This window comes from Nocardia sp. CC227C (assembly GCF_030767025.1).
Classification (GTDB): Bacteria; Actinomycetota; Actinomycetes; order Mycobacteriales; family Mycobacteriaceae; genus Nocardia.
Genome location: NZ_JASITE010000005.1, coordinates 60462 through 77008, shown reverse-complemented (window position 1 = coordinate 77008; position 16547 = coordinate 60462). Strand labels below are relative to the sequence as shown.

Genomic DNA, 16547 nt, shown 5'->3' with positions numbered 1-16547 from the left:
TGTTCACCTGAACAGGTGAACAGCTGAAAGGTTCTCGATGAGGATTGGTTCCCGGACGTCGCGTGTCGCCGGTGCCCTGATCGCACTGACCGCCGCCCTGTCGGCGTGCGGTGCGCCGACGACCACCGACGACGAGGCGCTGGTCCTCGCCGATGGTTTCGAACTCGGCGGCTACAACCCGGTGGCCGGATACGGCGCGGCGGGCGAGGCCAAGATGTACGACGGGCTGCTGCGGCTGCACGGCGGCTCGGGGCTGCCCGGCTTCGAGCCGGCGCTCGCGGCGGCCGCCCCGGTCGCCGCCGACGACGCCACGGTGTGGACCGTCGACCTGCGGCCAGGGGTGAAGTTCAGCGACGGAACGGATTTCGACGCCGCCGACGTGGTCGCCACCTACCGCGCCATCCTCGATCCCGCCTCCGCCTCCGAGGTGCGGTCCTCCTACGAGATGATCGACCGCGTCGAGGCCGTCGACGCCGACACCGTGCGCTTCACCCTGCGCTACCCCTACGCCGCGTTCCCGACCAAGCTGCTCATCGGCATCGTGCCGTCGGAGGCGGTCGCCACCCCGGGCCCGGCCGTCGAATCCCCGCTCAACACCGCCCCCGTCGGCACCGGTCCGTACCGGCTGACCGAGCTGACCCCGGAGCGCGCGGTGCTGGAGGCGAACGAGGACTACTGGGACGGTGCGCCCGCGGTGCGGAAGGTCACGCTGGTGTACGTCCCCGACGACAACACCCGCGCGCAGCGCATGGCCGCCGGCGAACTCGACGGCACCACGCTGCCGCCGCTGCTGGCCCGCACCTTCGCCGACCGCGCCGCAATGACGGTGTCGTCCAACATCTCCGCCGACTGGCGCGGCGTCTCGCTGCCCTCGGGTCATCCGGTGACCGGTGACCCCGCCGTCCGCACGGCCCTCAATCTGGCGGTGGACCGGCGGGCCGTCATCGACAATGTGCTCGGCGGCTACGGTCGCCCCGCCTACACCCCGATCCCCGAGGTGTACGGCGAATCCCACAATCCGGCAGCGGTATTCGACTTCGATCGGGAGCGGGCCGCCGCCGTGCTGGAGGCCGCCGGGTGGCGGCCGGGGCCGGACGGCATCCGGGTGAAGGAGGGGCGACGGGCCGCGTTCACGGTCATGTACAAGTCCACCGACACCCTGCGCCGCGATCTGGCGCAGGCGTTCGCCTCCGATGCCCGCCGCATCGGCATCGAGGTGGATCTCGAAGGGCTGTCCTGGGATCGGATCGAACCGCGGGTGGAGCGCGACGCCATCCTGCTCGGCGGCGGCGACGAACCCTACGACCCGGACACGCAGGCGTACAAGACGCTGCACTCCTCCTACCTGGACCCGGCCGTCGGCAGCGTCTACGACAATGCCAGCCGCCACGCCGATCCCGCCGTCGACGCCGCCCTCGACCGGGCCCGCCGCAGCACCGATCCGGGCGTCCGCGCCGCCGCGTACCGCGACGTGCAGAGCGCCTACATCGCCGACCCGAGCTACGTGTTCCTGGCCTTCCTCGACCACACCTATGTGACCAGGGATTCGAACTGGGTGATGTCGGGCCCCGTGCTGGAACCCCATACGCACGGCGTCGCCTGGGGGCCCTGGTGGTCCCTGCAGACCTGGACCAGACGCCCGTGACCTCGGTGCCGCTGCGGCGCAGCCGATTCCGGGATCGGGGGCTGCCCCGGATGATCGGATTCCGGCTGCTCACACTGGTTCCGGTGCTGGCGGCGGTGTCGGCCGGACTCTTCGCGGCCGCCGCCTGGTCGCCCTTCGATCCGCTGGCGGGTTATCTCGGCAACCGTTACGAGACCACCTCGGAGGCCGACAAGGCGCTGCTGTCAAGGGAATTGGGCCTCGACACCCCCTGGTATCAGCTGCTCGGCCGCTGGCTCGGCGATGTGCTCGGCGGTGACCTGGGCATCTCCCGCGGCTACGGCCAGCCCGTGAGCCAGGTGGTGGCCGAACGTATTCCGTGGACCGTGCTGCTGGTCGGCGTCGCGCTCACCGTGGCCGTCGTCATCGCGGTGATCCTGGGCGCGTGGACCGGAATGCGGCGCGGCGGGCTGGTGGACCGGGCGGTCAGCGCCGCCTGCGTGGTGGTGCAGGGCCTGCCGCCGTTCGTGCTGGCCATGGCCGCCATCGGGATCTTCGCCGTCGGCGCCGGCTGGCTGCCACCCGCCGGTCTCACCGACGCCGGCGCCGAACCCGATCCGGCGCAGGTGCTGCGGCATCTGGTGCTGCCCGCGTCGGCGCTCGCGCTCTCGCAGCTGCCGTGGCTGCTGCTGGCGGTGCGGGAGTCGGTGTCGCACAACCGGAGCGAGGACTTCGTCACCGGTGCCATGGCACGCGGCGTGGACGCGGGCACCATCGCCCGCCGCCACATCCTGCCCATGTCGCTGGCTCCGTTCGTGACCATTCTGGGCGCCCGGCTGCCCGAACTCGTGGTGGGCGCGGTGCTGGTGGAGGAGATCTTCTCGTGGCCGGGCATCGCGGGCGCGTTCGTCGACTCGGCCACCGATCTGGATATGCCGCTGCTGGCGCTGCTCACCGTGGGCACCACGGGCGCGGTCATGCTCGGCTCGCTGCTCGCCGATATCGCCTGTGTGCTACTGGATCCGCGGGTGCGCGCCGATGGCTGACCGACGTTTCCGCATCGCGGCCGCCGTCCTCGTCGTGGTCGCGGCCTACGCGCTGCTGGTGCCGTGGCTGCTCGGGGTCGACGACCGGCTCACCGACTTCGCGGCGGCCCGGCGAGCGCCGTCGGGGGCGCACTGGTTCGGCACCGACGCCGCCGGACGCGACCTGTTCGTGCGGGTGGCCGCCGCCATCCGCGTCTCGCTGCTGGTGGCGGTCGCCTCGGCGCTGCTGGCGACGGTGCTCGGCACCCTGGTCGGCACCGCGTCCGCGCTGGCGGGCGGCTGGGTGGACCGGCTGGTCATGCGTGTCGCCGACACCACCAACGCGCTGCCGCATCTGCTGCTGGGCATCGTCATCGTGGCGCTGTTCCGCGGCAGTGTGCCCGCCGTGGTGCTGTCCATCGGGCTCACCCACTGGGTGCAGGTCGCCCGCGTGGTGCGCGCGGAGACGCTGAGCGTGCGTGAACACGACTACCTCGCCGCCGCCCGGCTCGCGGGTGCCGGGCGCGGGCAGGTGCTGCTGTGGCACGTGCTGCCCGCCGTCGCGCCGCAGGCCCTGATCGCGGTGGTGCTGTTGCTGCCGCATGCGGTGTGGCACGAATCCACGCTGTCGTTCCTGGGTTTCGGCCTGCCCCCGCACGCGCCGAGTCTGGGCACCCTGCTGGAGGAGGCGCGTTCCTCGCTGCTGCTGGGCGGCTGGTGGACGCTGGCGTTCCCGGCCGGAGTGCTGGTCGTCACCACGGTGGCGGTGGCGGTCGCCGGCTCGGCCCTGCGCGGCAGGCTGGTACCCCCGAAACCCGCGAGGCTGGTGTCATGACGCTCGTCGATCCCGCCCTGCGTGCCGGACTCGCCATCGAGGCGCTCACGGTGCGCATTCCGCTGCCCCGCGGGCGCATCGTGCACGCGGCCACCGACGTGACGCTCGACGTCCCGCGCGGCCGGGTGACCGCCCTGGTCGGCGAATCCGGTTGCGGCAAGTCGGTTGTCGCGAGCGCGGTGATGGGGTTGCTGCCGCCGCACGCCGAGATCGGCGGGACCGTCCGCGTCCCGGCCGGTGACCGCCAGCTCGAGGTGCGGTCCACCGACGTGCCGTACCGGGGTCGGCACGTGGGACTGGTACCGCAGTCCCCGGCAACGCATTTCACCCCGGTCCGCACCGTCGGCGCACAGCTCGCCGAGACGCTCGATGTGCTCGGCTCCCCGCACGGCTGCGTCGAACTGGCCGAGCGCGTCGGCTTCCCGACCGAGGCGCTCGACCGCTATCCGCACGAACTGTCCGGCGGCATGGCCCAGCGCGCCGCCGTGGCCGCCGCGCTGGCAGGCGATCCGGAGACGGTCGTCGCCGACGAACCCACCTCCGGACTGGACCGCGATCGCACCGATCACGTGCTGCGCCTGCTGCGCGACTGCGCCGACCAGGGTGCGGCGGTACTGCTCATCACCCACGATCTGGCCGCGCTCATCCGCACCGGGATCGCCGACACCCTGGCCGTCATGTACGCCTCCCACCTGATGGAGACCGGTCTGGCCGCGGACCTGCTCGACGATCCGTGGCACGAATACACGCGGGATCTGCTGGCGGCACTGCCCGAGCGCGGACTCCGCCCGCTGCCGCATCCCTCCCCGGAGCTGACCGACCTGACCGCCGAGCGCTGCCACTACCTCGGCGGACCGACCATCCTCACCGCGCGGGGACCGCGCACGATGCGCGAACGGAGCCGGTGATGCTGGAAGCCACCGCGGTGACCGCGGGATACCGGCGCGGCGACGCCGTCCTCGACGCGGTCGACTTCACCGTCGCGCCCGGGGAGGTGGTCGGTCTGGCGGGTGCGTCCGGTTCCGGGAAGACCACTCTCGTGCGCGTGCTGGCGGGCCTGGTGACGCCGCGCTCCGGCGTCGTCACCCTCGATGGGCGAGCGCTGGCGCGCGGTCCGCGGGGTGCGATCGGCGTCGTCTTCCAATCCCCGCGCACGGCGGCCGATCCGCGCTTCACCCTCGCGCGGATCATCGGCGAACCGGCCCGCATCCGCGGGGAACGCAACCCTGACGTCACCGCGCTCGCCGGGGCGGTCGGACTGACACCGGATCTGCTGGAGCGCCGCCCGCACGAGGTCAGCGACGGCCAGTTGCAGCGCGCGTGCGTGGCACGCGCCCTGGCCCAGCGGCCCCGCTACCTGCTGTGCGACGAGGCCACCGCCATGCTGGACGCGGCGACCACGGCGGCCGTCGTGCGACTGCTCATGGACCGCGCCGCCGCCGACGGCATCGGGGTGCTGGTGGTGTCCCACGACGGTGAGCTGCTCGATGCCTGCTGCACCCGGGTGGCGACCATCGAGTCCGGGTCACTCCGGCGGTGAGACCGGCGCGCGCAGCAGGTTCTTCAGCACCTTGCCGCCGGGGTTGCGGGGCAGCGCGTCGGTGAACACGATCTCGCGCGGCACCTTGTATCCGGCCAGCCGGGTGCGCGCCCACGCCAGGATGGCCTCGGCATCGGCGGCGGCGGGGTCGGCGGGCACCACCACCGCCCGACCCACCTCGCCCAGGCGGAGGTCCGGTATGCCGACCACCGCCACGTCCCGAATTCCCGGGTGCCCCAGTAGGGTTCGCTCGATCTCGGCCGGATAGGCGTTGAAGCCGCCGACGATGAACACATCCTTCAGCCGGTCGGTGATGCGCAGGTAGCCCTCCGCGTCCAGGGTGCCGACATCCCCGGTGTGCAACCAGCCGTGGGTGTCGATGGCGGCAGCGGTGGCCTCCCGGTCGTCGAGGTAGCCGCGCATGACATTCGGTCCGCGTACGGTGATCTCGCCCGGCGTGCCCGCCGCGACGGGTGCGCCGTCGCGATCCACCAGCCGAATCTCGGTGTCGGGGATGGCTTTTCCCACCGTGGTCGCCACCAGCTCGGCGGGCGCGTCGGGCGGGCAGACGGTGATCACGCCGATGGACTCGGTGAGACCGTACGCCGTGTAGACGTCCGGCACACCGAGATCGGAGCGCATGCGTTCGACCAGTTCGGTCGGGATGGGCGCGCCGCCGGTTCCGGCCAGGCGCAGTGAGCTCAGATCGCGGCCGGTGCGGTCGCGGCGCAGCAGGTCGGTGAACAGGGTGGGCGCGCCCGCGAGCATGGTGATGCGTTCGCGCGCGATGAGATCCAGCACCGTGTCGGCGTCGAAGCGGGGGAGGGGGACCATGGTGGCGGCGCGCAGCAGGCAGGCGATGATGCCCGCCTTGTACCCGAAGGTGTGCGAGAACGGATTCACCAGCAGGCAGCGATCCCCGTGCCGCAAGGTCACCGCGTCGGCCCAGCGGTCGAACACCTCCAGGGTCTGCCGGTGGGTGGCGAGCACGCCCTTGGGCGCGCCGGTGGTGCCGGAGGTGAACAGGATGTCGGAGATCGCGTGCGCGTCCACGGCGGCCACCCGCGCTCGGGCCGCGTCCGCCGATGTCCCGGAACCGGATTCGAGAAATGAGCGCCATTCGTCGGCGGCGCTCATGTCCACCGTCCGCCGCAGCGTCGGCAGCGCCCGACCCGACTCCGCCAGCAGGCGCGGATAGTCGTTGCCCAGGAACCCGCGCACCGTGAACAGCGCTCGCGCCCGCCCGCGCGCCAGGACATCCGCCGCTTCCACCCCGGTCAGCCGGGTGCTGATCGGCACCAGCACCGCACCCGCCCCGAGCAGCCCCAGCGCGGTGACGATCCACCGCGCGCCGTTGGGGGCCCAGATCCCCGCCCGATCGCCGGGCCCGAGTCCGCTCGCCATGGCCGCCCGCGTCACCGCCAGGGCACGCTCGGCCAACTCGGCGTAGGTCATCCGGCCCTCGGGCCCGGCGATGGCGTGCACGTCCGGGAACCGTCGTGCCCGGTCCGCGAGCAGCGCGGGAATGCTCGTCAGCCCCGTGTCGCCCATGGACGCGTCCCGCCGATCCATGCGCCCATCCTGCCGCACCACCCCTGCCTCCATGCCCGATTTGCCCCGATGGGTCCCGTTCAGCGGGCGCTCGACGACTCCCGCCACATGCGCGGCGGACCGGAGCGACTCCGGCGGTCGGCCGGAACGCGGTCGGCTCGGTCCGGATGCGCGAGCAGCACGGCCGCGACGTCGGTTCGGTCATCCGCGGCTCCCGGCCGACGGTCGAGCCGGGTACGGGAGTCGTGTGCCGACCGGCGGACCGCCACCGCGGCGGAGCCGGTTCCGCTCAACGAGATCGGGTTGGAGAACCGTGACGCCGACCCGGCACGCTCGGTACATGACGCCCGGACGGGAGGCACGGGGCGCGGTGCGCATGAATCCACACGATCGAAGGAGTGATATGACCGCGGGAGCGGAGCTTGCCCAGCGACCGGATGTGGCGGCCGACGCCGGGACCGTCGTCGAACTCGACGGCCGCTGCGGCCTGTCGCGGGAGCGGATCGGCGGCAAGGCGTGGAGCATCGACCACATGCGGGCACTCGGGCTGCCGGTGCCGCCCGCCTTCGTGATCACCACCGACGGCTGGGCCGACCACCGCCGTCGCGGCGGCATCGCCGACGAGATCTGGGCGCGGGTGCGCGCGGGCATCGCCATGATCGAACGCGGCACCGGCCGCGACTTCGGCGGTGCGGCCCGCCCGCTGCTGGTCTCGGTGCGCTCCGGCGCGGCGGTCAGCATGCCCGGCATGATGGACACCGTCCTCAATCTCGGGATGACCGAGGGGGTGCGGCGGGCGCTGGCCGAGGAGTCCGGTAATCCGGCCTATGCCGACGACACCCGGCGGCGCTTCCTCACCCAGTATCGGGAGACCGTGCTCGGCGACGAGCACGGCGTGGTGCCGGAGGACCCGTGGGAGCAGCTGCGCGGTGCGATCGAGGCGGTCTTCCGCTCCTGGGACTCCCCGCGCGCCAAGACCTACCGGCGCAATCGCGGTGTCGCCGACAGCCTCGGGACCGCGGTCACCGTGCAGGCCATGGTGTTCGGCAATCTCGACGAATCGTCCGGCACCGGAGTGCTGTTCAGCCGCGATCCCAATACCGGCGACGGCCCGGCCTACGGGGAGTGGTTGGTCGGCGGGCAGGGTGAGGATGTGGTCTCCGGTCGCACCACGCCGCGTCCGCTCGACGAGTTGGCCGCCACTCAGCCGCACGTGCACGAGCGCTTGATCGCCGCCGCGGATCTGCTGGAACGCGACGGCCGCGACATCCAGGACATCGAGTTCACGGTGGAGTCCGGCGCCCTGTGGCTGTTGCAGTCGCGCCCGGCCAAGCGTTCAGCCCGGGCCGCCGTGCGCGCCGCGGTCGCCATGGTCGACGAGGGGATGATCGGCGCGGCGGAGGCACTGCGTCGGATCAGCCCCGATCAGGTGCGGGAGGTGCTGCGCCCCGCCTCCGGCGACACCACCGGTCAGCGGCCCCTGGCACGTGGCGAATCCGCCTGCCCGGGACTGGCTTCCGGGCTGGTCGTCACCGATCCGGACGAGGCCGAGGCCCGCGCTCGGGTGGGCGAGGCGGTGATCCTGGTGCGCCCCACCACCAGTCCCGACGACCTGCACGGCATGATCGCCGCCCGCGCCGTCGTCACCGAAATGGGCGGCACGACCTCGCACGCGGCGCTGGTCAGCCGGGAACTGGGCCGCCCGTGCGTGGTCGGCTGCGGTTCCGGTGTGGTCGCGGCGCTGACCGGACGGACCGTCACCGTGGACGGCGGCGCCGGTGTGGTGTGGCCCGGTGAGGTCGCCGGAAAGCCGGTCGAGGCGGGCATTCTCGCCGATGTCGCGCGGCTCGCCGCGTGGGCGGGCACCACGCCGGACGATCTGGCGACACAGCTCGAGACGCGCACGACCGCACCGGAATCCGCTGAACGGCAGCCGGGTTCGACCGCCGTGCCGCCGGTGACCGACCTCGAGCTGCTGCGCCTGGTCGGCATCAAGGGCCGGGCGAGCGCCGAACACCTGGCCGCCAGCCTGACCGCCGAGGTGGACGAGATCACCGCCCGCTGCGCGGATCTGGTGACGGCCGGTCTGTGCGCCACCACCCCCGCGGGCTTCCGGCTCACCCCGGACGGGCGCCCGCACCTGGAACGATTGCTGGCCGACGAACGCGAAACCGTCGACCACACGGCGATTTCGGCCGCCTACGACGAATTCTGCGTCTACAACCAGGAGTTGAAGGTCATCATCACCGACTGGCAGATGACCGACGCCGACACCGTCAACGACCACACCGACACCGAGTACGACGCCGCCGTCCTGGCCCGGCTCACCGTCGCCCACCAGCGGCTGCGTCCGCTGATCGGGCGACTCGGCGATATCGCGCCGCGCCTGGGCCGCTACGCCGACCGCCTGGACCGCGCACTGGAGCGCATTGCCGCCGGGGACCACGCCTGGGTGGCCCGGCCGATCATGGACAGCTACCACACGGTGTGGTTCGAACTGCACGAGGACCTGATCGGATTGTGCGGCCGCAGCCGCGCCGAGGAGGCGGCGGCCGGTCGTGCCCACTGACGCCCCCGCGACCGGTTCGGCGCACCACGAGAACTCCGCGCCCGGCGGCTCCGCGCATCCCCGCGCCGCCGGGCGGCGGTGGGTGGAGTTCGCCCAGATCGACAACCTGCGGGATCTGGGCGGACTCCCCGTCATCGGCGGGGGCACAACGCGTTTCGGGGTGCTGTACCGCTCCAGCACGCTCCAGCAGGCGACCGCCGCCGATATCGAGTTCCTGCTCGGCGAGCTCGGCCTGCGCACGGTCGTCGACCTGCGCCTGCCCGACGAGGTGGAGCGGGAGGGCTACGGGCCGATCGCCACGGCGGCCGTCACCATCGCCAATCTGCCCATCCGCGCATCGCCGCGATCCTCGCTGGCCGCCCGCGATCTCGTACCCGACAAGTCCCGGGTGGATCTGGTGGAACTGTACGGGCGGCTACTGCGCGGCAGCCCGGAGCACATCGTCGAGATCGTGCGCCTCGTCATCGACGCGGACCGACGGTCACTGCTGTTCCACTGCGCCGCGGGCAAGGACCGCACCGGGGTGCTGGCGGCGGTGCTGCTGGACGCCGTCGGGGTGACGCCCGAGGCCATCGCCCACGACTACGCACTCACCGACGAACGCATGGCCAGGGTCCGCGACCGGCTCGACGCACTGCCGTCCTACGCGGGACTGCCACCGGTCAGCACCGGTATCCTCGCCGTCGAACCGGACGTGATGCTCCGCTTCCTGGAGCGGATGCGCACCGAATGCGGCGGCGCGGCGAAATGGTTGCTGGCCAACGGGCTTTCGGTGGCCGAACTCGATCGACTGCGCGCCACGCTGGTGGCGCCGCCGATGTGAATCCGTCCGGCCGACCCGTCGCCGGACGGTCGGCGCGGTCGTATGCTCGAGGTATGACAACCAGCCGGCACGCGGTTGTCGGAGTCCGGGAACGAATTGTCGCCGCCGCGTACGAATTGTTCACTCGGCGCGGCATCCGCGATGTCGATACCGATGAAGTGGCGGTGCGCGCGGGTGTCGCCCCGGGCGCGCTCGCGGAATACTTCCGAACCAGGGACGAATTGGTGCTCGCCGTGCTGCGGCGGCGTGAGGAACTGTGGACCTTCGCGCTGGTGGAGGAGCAGTCCCGTACCCGAGGTACGACACCGGTGCGGCAGTTGCTCGCCATCTTCGACGTCTTCGAGGAATGGTTCGCCTCGGCCGATTTCGACGCGTGCACCTTCATCAACGTGCTCCTGGAGATGGGGGCGGAACACCCCATCGGCAGGGCCGGGATCGAACACCTCGGCACCATCTGCGATATCGTCCGCAGCCGCGCCCAACAGGCCGGGCTGATCGACCCGGACGACTTCGCGCGGGCCTTCCACATCCTCATGAAAGGCTCGATCATCGCCGCCGCGGAAGGTGACGGACAAGCCGCGCAGCGTGCGAAACGCTTGGGCCGCATGCTGATCGAGGCACACCGCCCGCCCGGCTCAGGGCCGCTCGACGACGACCTTCCCGTCCTCGCCCGGCGCGACCAAGGGCATCAGCCGCGTCGCCTCGGCACATACGGCGGCCTCATCGGCGGCCGAGAGCGGATGCCACGGGATGATTCGGACGGTTGCTCCGTCCAATGACCAGCGGCCGTGCACGAATCCGTCGACGAGATACATGGGCACCCCGGCGGACGCCTCGGCGGCGATTCGCGCGCGGTCGGCGTCGCTGATCATCCGGCGCCGATCGCGATGTCCGAGCAGGGCGTTGTCGAAGGCGGGCAGCAGGCGCACCGGAGCGGGCGTCTCCGGATCGGCCAGCGGCGCATCGGGTACATCGAACAGTTCGCGCCCGGTGTCGTCGCGGAACACCCGCAGCTGCGGACGCAGCCGCGCCACCACCTCGGCCAGCCGGGACAGACCCGACCACGCCTGGATATCGGCGACGCCGGCGGGGCCGAAGGCGGCCAGGTAGCGCAGCACCAGGGCGTCGCGCCGGGGTTCGGCCGCCAGCGGTGCGCCGAGCCAGTCCTCGGCCAGCGCGACCGCGACCCGGCGATTGCGCCACCCGCCCCACGCGCCCGCCTCGGCGTCGTGGACGAGCGGCAGCACCGCCGTGAGCGCCTGCGCCAGGCGGCCCGGATGCGGTGTCGTGAACCGTTGCGCCAGTTGGCGTCCCAGGTCGCGGCGCGGCACCGTGCGGCCGGTCAGCAGCTCCCGCCCGGCCGCCGCCAGTTCGGCGGGAGCCACCGCCGTCATGGCTTCGCGGAAATAGGCCGCCCCGAGCATCGACTCGATCATGGGCGCGACCGTCGGCTGCAACCAGCGGTAGTCCTGCGCGGTGGTCAGGTGTACGGTGCGCCGAATCATGGTGGACCGCACCACCGTCCGGTCCCGCAGCGGTGCGGTGAGGTCGTCGGGCCGGAAGCGGGCGAGTCGGGACCACAGTCCCACGTAGGGCCAGTTCGGCTCCTGCCCCTGCACGGCGATCAGCTGCCGGATCAGGTCGGTCACTGGCATGTCCACCCGCTCGGACAGCAGTTGGCGCTGGAGTAGGGTGCGGTTCAACCGGCGCAGTGAGATTTCGGTCGTCATACCGCCATGCTGTCGCGGAAATAGGTCGGCTGCTGTCCTGGTCGATCGCCGGATGCGGGGTGTCGCGGCGCACGGTGTCCACGGCCGATCGCCCGCCGGTGCGCTTCACAGTCCCCGCACGGTGGTGAAGACCGCGGCCAGACTGTTCTGCCGCAGGTAGACATGGCGCGGCGGGTCCGGGAAGGCGGTCAGGCCGGTATCGGTGAGCCAGGTGTGATCGAGCACGCGCAGCGACAGCGGCCCCGCCGGCGCCACCACCTCGACCTCGAGCCCCTCGGCCGGGGGCGCCCAGAACTGGAAGTTCGTGGCGGGCACGGGCGTCACCTCGCGCCCGGCCACCCGCAGCGCGCGGATCTCGGTGTCGTAGTGCAGATCCAGACGCAGTGCGTCGCGGGTCGAGCGCAGGCGCAGTCGCACGGTGCGCTGCCCGGCATCGGTGGTGTCGGAGAGGATCTCGGCGACCGGAGCCGAGAGCGCCTGGGCCGGAGCGGGACCGCTCGCGACCGCCGCGGGCCACAGGGTCGCGAACGGTCCGGCGGGCGCGGTGTCGTCGAGATAGGTGTCGTTCCAGGAATCCGGTTCGCGCGGGGACAGCCAGCGCGCCTCACCGGAATCCGCGTCCAGCGCGTAGATCAGCTCGGTCGGCATCGGGTGCTCGTCGTCGAATCGGTCCACGGTCAACCCGAGCGCCGCCAGGGCGACGCTGAGCGCCAGCGCCGCCGTGGGAATCAGCCAGCCGTGCCGCGGCGGCCACGCCCGCACCAGCGTCACCGTCAGCAGGCCGCCGAGCAGCAGCACCAGCGGGGCCACCAGGAACGGCGCGGTGGCGAGGCCGGTTTGCAGCACCGGCCACGTCACGCCGCCGAGGAAGACCGCCGCCGGCAGCAGGAAGCCGGTGAGCGCCACCAGCTTCCAGCGCTGCGGCACCAGGAAGGTGAGGACGACGCCCGCCGCCGCCGCGCAGGTCGGCACGATCAGTATCTGCGCCCCCGCCGGAACCAGCACCGCGCACACCACCCCGGTCAGGGTCACCGCGCCGAGCAGGCCGACCGCGGTCGCGGTGGTGTCGAACAGCCGCCGCGCCAGCGCCCACCACGCCGCCAGCACCGCGACCAGCAGCGCCAGCACCGCCGCGTAGTAGCTCTCCGGCCGATACGGATCGACCGGACCGAGGCTGGCGTACTCGGGCCGGAGCAATCGCAGCAGCTGCCACAGCGCCCACACCGCGCCCACGGCGACGGGCACGGCGAGCAGGAAGGTGAGCCCGGCCAGCAGGATCGCCCGCGGCCGCGTCTCGCCGTGGCGACGCGCCTGCCAGACCACCCAGCCCACCAGCAGTACGGTCAGCACCGTCAGCGCGATGATCACCCACACCGGGAGGACGACGAGCACGCCGAAGGGCAGCTGGAAATAGGCGCGATCGACACCGGTGTTCAGCGTCGCGAGATCGGTGTTGCCGTACTCGCGGGTGAGGGCGAGGGTGTTCTCGCCCATCTGCTGCACCGTCGGCAGATGCACGTGCGCGGGATCGTCGAGGCGGTTGTGGTAGTAGGCGCTGCTGCCGGCGAAGGCCCAGTCCAGTACGTGCAGGCCGCCCGCCTCCAGCGCGACGAAATCGGTATTGCTGCTGGTCTGGGCACCGCCGAGCGCGGTCGAGAGGGAGTCGGTGTTCGGGTACGGCGCGTCGGCGACGGCGTCGATGAGATGGCTGTCGGGGTGGGTGATCCGCCACAGCAGCACCGGTCCGGCCGCGCCGCGCGCCTCGTGGTTGACGACCACGCCGGGTCGGCTGCCGTCCAGACCCGCCGCCACGTACGCCTCCGCGCCGAGCAAGCCCATCTCCTCGCCGTCGGTGAGCAGGACGACCAGGTCGTTGCGCAGCGAGATCTCACCCGCGCGCAGGGCGCGCACCGCCTCCAGAATGGCCGCCACACCCACGCCGTCGTCATTCGCGCCCGGCCCGGAGGGGACCGAATCATAATGCGCCGCAAGATACACCGTGCCCGTCGCGGCCGTACCGGGCATGCGCGCCACGATATTGGCGGTGCGCCCCATCCCGAATCCCGCGCGCTGGAAGGCCCGGGGCCACTGCCCGATGCCCTCCTGGACCTCGGTCTCCAGGCCCAGCTCCCGCAGCTGCGCCACCAGATGGTCACGCACGCGGTCGTGTTCGGCGCTGCCGATCGGATGCGGTCGCGACGCGATGGCCTCGACGGTCCGCAGTGCCCGCTCGGCGCTGAACACCTCGACGGGTGCTGCGGCGTCACGGTAGCCGCGCGGCTGTTGTTCCCAGGCCACCGCGGCCGCCACCGCCAGTAGCAGGACGAAGGCGAGCACACCGGGGAACCGCGATCCTGACCGCACGATCTCGATCGTAGCCACGATCATGCGCGGATCGTGGTGATAGCGGGCGCGGGGAGGTCACACTGGGGAGATGCGCGGAGCTGCGATCGAGGTGTCCGCGGGTGCTTTCACCCGCATCTACGACCCGAGCGAGGGACTGTCGGAACCGTGGTACATCAACGACCACACCATCATCCGGGACACCGAGGGCGGCTGGCACCTGTTCGGCATCACCCACGCCGAACCGGCCGCGCCGTTCGACGAAACGGTATTCGCCCATGCCACCGCCCGGTCGCTGCACGGGCCGTGGATCACCCGCGATCCGGCCCTGCTGGTGGACCCCGACTACGGTGAGACGCAGCTGTGGGCGCCGCATGTCGTCTACGCCGACGACATGTACTGGATGTTCTATTCGGGTGGGGGTCGTGACCGCACCGCCACCGCCATCAACCTGGCGACCTCTCCGGACCTGTTCCACTGGACCAGGCACCCGGACGGTCCGCTGTTCCACGACGGCTACGACGCCCGCGACCCGATGGTGCTGCGGATTCGCGGGCTGTGGGTGATGTACTACTGCGCCACCAGCGATCCCGAGGGCGGCCACCATGTGGTCGCCTACCGGGTCAGCCCCGATCTCGTGCACTGGGGGCCGCGCCGCATCGCCTACGCCGACCCGCTCACCGGCACCGAGGCCGGCAACACCGAATCGCCGTTCGTCCTGCGCCACAACGGGATCTGGTACCTGTTCATCGGCCCCCGTCCGGAATACGTCGGCACCGAGGTGTTTCGCGGCGAGAGTCCCTTCCACTTCCGCCCCAGCGACCGGGTGGGCCGGATCCGCGCCCACGCGGTCGAAGTGGTCGACGACGGCGAGCTGTGGGTGACGAGCGCGGGCTGGGCTCAGGGCGGCGTGTCACTGGCCCCGCTGCTGATGCCGGGCGGGGAGTGCGATCGGTGATCCGGTGCGGTGTCGGCCGGTCACGCGGGCGGGTAGTACATGTCCCGTACCTCTGCGTAGCGCTGCCGGATAGCGTCGCCGAATCTCCGGGCGGGAGGCGGGAACTCGGTGGCGCGCGGACTGGGCCAGGCGGGCGGGCGGTCGCTGCCGCGCAAAGCCCACGCCGCCTGGCGGGCCGCACCCCGGGCCACGTACTCCCCGGGTTCGGGCACGGTCACCGTGGCGTGGAAGATGACCGCCGCCGTGTGCGCGATCAGCCGCGACCGCGCCGCGCCACCGATCAGCAGGATGCGGCGGGGCACGGTCGGCAGTCGGTCCAGGGCGTCGGCGATATTGCAGAGCATCCCCTCGATGGCGGCCCGCGCCAGGTGATGCGGTCGCATGGTGTGCGGGCGCAAGCCGTGCAGGCTGCCCGCCGCATGCGGCAGATTCGGGGTGCGTTCACCGGCGAGATAGGGCAGCAGGGTGAGACCGTCCGCGCCCGGCGGAGATTGGGCCGCCAGCACTTCCAGCCCGGAGATATCGGTGCCGAGCAGGGCGGCGGTGGAATCCAGTACGCGGGCGGCATTGAGCGTGCACACCAGCGGCAGGAACGCGCCGGTGGCATCGGCGAAACCGTTCACCGCACCGCTGGCGTCGGCGCTGGGACGCGCCGATCGGGAGAAGACGGTGCCGCTGCTGCCCAGCGACACCACCACATCGCCTTCCTCGATTCCCAACCCCAGTGCGGCGGCGGCATTGTCGCCGGTGCCCGCCGCCACCACCCGGCCGCCGGGGGTGTGCCCGGCGATCTCGGCCGGTGCCAGCACGCGGGGCAGCTCCGGGGTGCGCCCGCGGAAGGCGAGCGACAGCAGATCCCGGCGGTAGTGTCCCGCGGCCGGTGACCAGTAGCCGGTGCCCGAGGCGTCCCCGCGATCGGTGGTCGGCTCGGTATCGGCGTCGCCGCCGCGCAGCAGCCAGGTCAGATAGTCGTGCGGGAGCAGCACTTTCGAGGTGCGGTCGGCGAGTTCTGGTTCGTGATCGGCGAACCAGCGCAGTTTGGCCACCGTATGCGCGGCCAGCGGCACACTGCCCACCGCATCGGCCCACGCCTGCGGTCCGCCCAGCTCGCCGACCAGTTGCGCGGCCGCCTCCGCGGAACGAGTGTCGTTCCACAGCAGGGCGTCCCGCACCGGATACCCGGCCGCGTCGAGCACGACCAGGCCGTGCTGCTGCCCGGCGACCGAGAGGGCCGCCACCTCGCGCATCATCTGCTCCGTCGCCGCGCGCAGCGCCTCCCACCAGGTCGCGGGCGGCACCTCGGTACCGTCCGGATGCGGAATCTGCCGCTGCCGCATCACGGTTCCGGTGTCGGCGTCACACACCACCAGCTTGCAGGACTGCGTCGAGCTGTCCACTCCGGCGACGATCGTCATCGCGCTGCCTCGATATCTGTGCTCCCGGGTGCGCGCATATATCCAGATTGCACCCGCCGCGCTCGGGACCGGTGCGTTTTCCGCCATCGAGGGGGCACATACGGGGATCGGGGCCCGCGGTCGGCCCGCCCGCCGACAGGCGAAAGGCCGGTACC

At 72.1% G+C, this 16547-nt stretch carries 12 protein-coding genes and 1 pseudogene; 9 read left to right on the top strand and 4 right to left on the bottom strand.

Annotated elements, in window-relative coordinates; genetic code table 11:
- Window positions 1–37 precede the first annotated feature (37 nt).
- From QMO76_RS11500 to QMO76_RS11480, 5 genes are read left to right on the top strand one after another with little or no spacing between them, the layout of a single operon-like run.
- Window positions 38–1645 carry an ABC transporter substrate-binding protein gene (locus QMO76_RS11500; RefSeq protein WP_306361227.1) on the top strand — a complete coding sequence of 536 codons (1608 nt, stop codon included), beginning with the start codon at window positions 38–40 and terminating at the stop codon, window positions 1643–1645.
- Between the two features lie 50 nt (window positions 1646–1695).
- Window positions 1696–2649, top strand: coding sequence for an ABC transporter permease (locus tag QMO76_RS11495; RefSeq protein WP_306361586.1), 954 nt, complete (start codon window positions 1696–1698; stop codon window positions 2647–2649).
- Complete coding sequence (locus QMO76_RS11490; RefSeq protein WP_306361226.1) at window positions 2642–3463, top strand: ABC transporter permease; 822 nt, start codon at window positions 2642–2644, stop codon at window positions 3461–3463. The genes QMO76_RS11495 and QMO76_RS11490 overlap by 8 nt, the downstream gene beginning before the upstream one ends.
- Entirely contained in the window at window positions 3460–4371 is a 912-nt protein-coding gene (locus QMO76_RS11485) for an ATP-binding cassette domain-containing protein (protein ID WP_306361225.1), read from the top strand. Before QMO76_RS11490 ends, QMO76_RS11485 begins: the two co-directional genes overlap by 4 nt.
- Complete coding sequence (locus QMO76_RS11480; protein ID WP_306361224.1) at window positions 4371–5003, top strand: ABC transporter ATP-binding protein; 633 nt, start codon at window positions 4371–4373, stop codon at window positions 5001–5003. Before QMO76_RS11485 ends, QMO76_RS11480 begins: the two co-directional genes overlap by 1 nt.
- On the opposite strand, the gene QMO76_RS11475 is transcribed toward QMO76_RS11480, so the two are convergent.
- Window positions 4989–6575 carry a FadD3 family acyl-CoA ligase gene (locus QMO76_RS11475; protein WP_306361223.1) on the bottom strand — a complete coding sequence of 529 codons (1587 nt, stop codon included), beginning with the start codon at window positions 6573–6575 and terminating at the stop codon, window positions 4989–4991. The genes QMO76_RS11480 and QMO76_RS11475 overlap by 15 nt on opposite strands.
- 382 nt (window positions 6576–6957) lie before the next feature.
- On the opposite strand from QMO76_RS11475, the gene QMO76_RS11470 reads away from it, so the two are divergent.
- The 3 genes and pseudogenes from QMO76_RS11470 to QMO76_RS11460 form a co-directional block, all read left to right on the top strand.
- Window positions 6958–9123: a pyruvate, phosphate dikinase gene (locus tag QMO76_RS11470; RefSeq protein ID WP_306361222.1), complete on the top strand. Its 2166-nt coding sequence runs from the start codon at window positions 6958–6960 to the stop codon at window positions 9121–9123.
- Window positions 9113–9946, top strand: a complete 834-nt coding sequence (locus QMO76_RS11465; RefSeq protein WP_306361221.1) for a tyrosine-protein phosphatase — start codon at window positions 9113–9115, stop codon at window positions 9944–9946. The genes QMO76_RS11470 and QMO76_RS11465 overlap by 11 nt, the downstream gene beginning before the upstream one ends.
- Window positions 9947–9999: 53 nt before the next feature.
- A pseudogene (locus QMO76_RS11460) lies at window positions 10000–10578 on the top strand (TetR/AcrR family transcriptional regulator); the annotation flags it as partial.
- 3 nt (window positions 10579–10581) lie between these two features.
- Here the strand turns inward: QMO76_RS11460 and QMO76_RS11455 are convergent.
- On the bottom strand, window positions 10582–11676 hold the full coding sequence (locus QMO76_RS11455) for a winged helix DNA-binding domain-containing protein (protein ID WP_306361220.1): 1095 nt from the start codon (window positions 11674–11676) through the stop codon (window positions 10582–10584).
- 105 nt (window positions 11677–11781) lie between these two features.
- Window positions 11782–14064, bottom strand: coding sequence for a M20/M25/M40 family metallo-hydrolase (locus QMO76_RS11450; protein ID WP_306361219.1), 2283 nt, complete (start codon window positions 14062–14064; stop codon window positions 11782–11784).
- Between the two features lie 46 nt (window positions 14065–14110).
- On the opposite strand from QMO76_RS11450, the gene QMO76_RS11445 reads away from it, so the two are divergent.
- Entirely contained in the window at window positions 14111–14977 is an 867-nt protein-coding gene (locus tag QMO76_RS11445) for a family 43 glycosylhydrolase (RefSeq protein WP_306361218.1), read from the top strand.
- Window positions 14978–14997: 20 nt separating this feature from the next.
- On the opposite strand, the gene xylB is transcribed toward QMO76_RS11445, so the two are convergent.
- Entirely contained in the window at window positions 14998–16392 is a 1395-nt protein-coding gene (gene xylB, locus QMO76_RS11440) for a xylulokinase (RefSeq protein WP_306361217.1), read from the bottom strand.
- Between the last annotated feature and the right edge of the window lie 155 nt (window positions 16393–16547).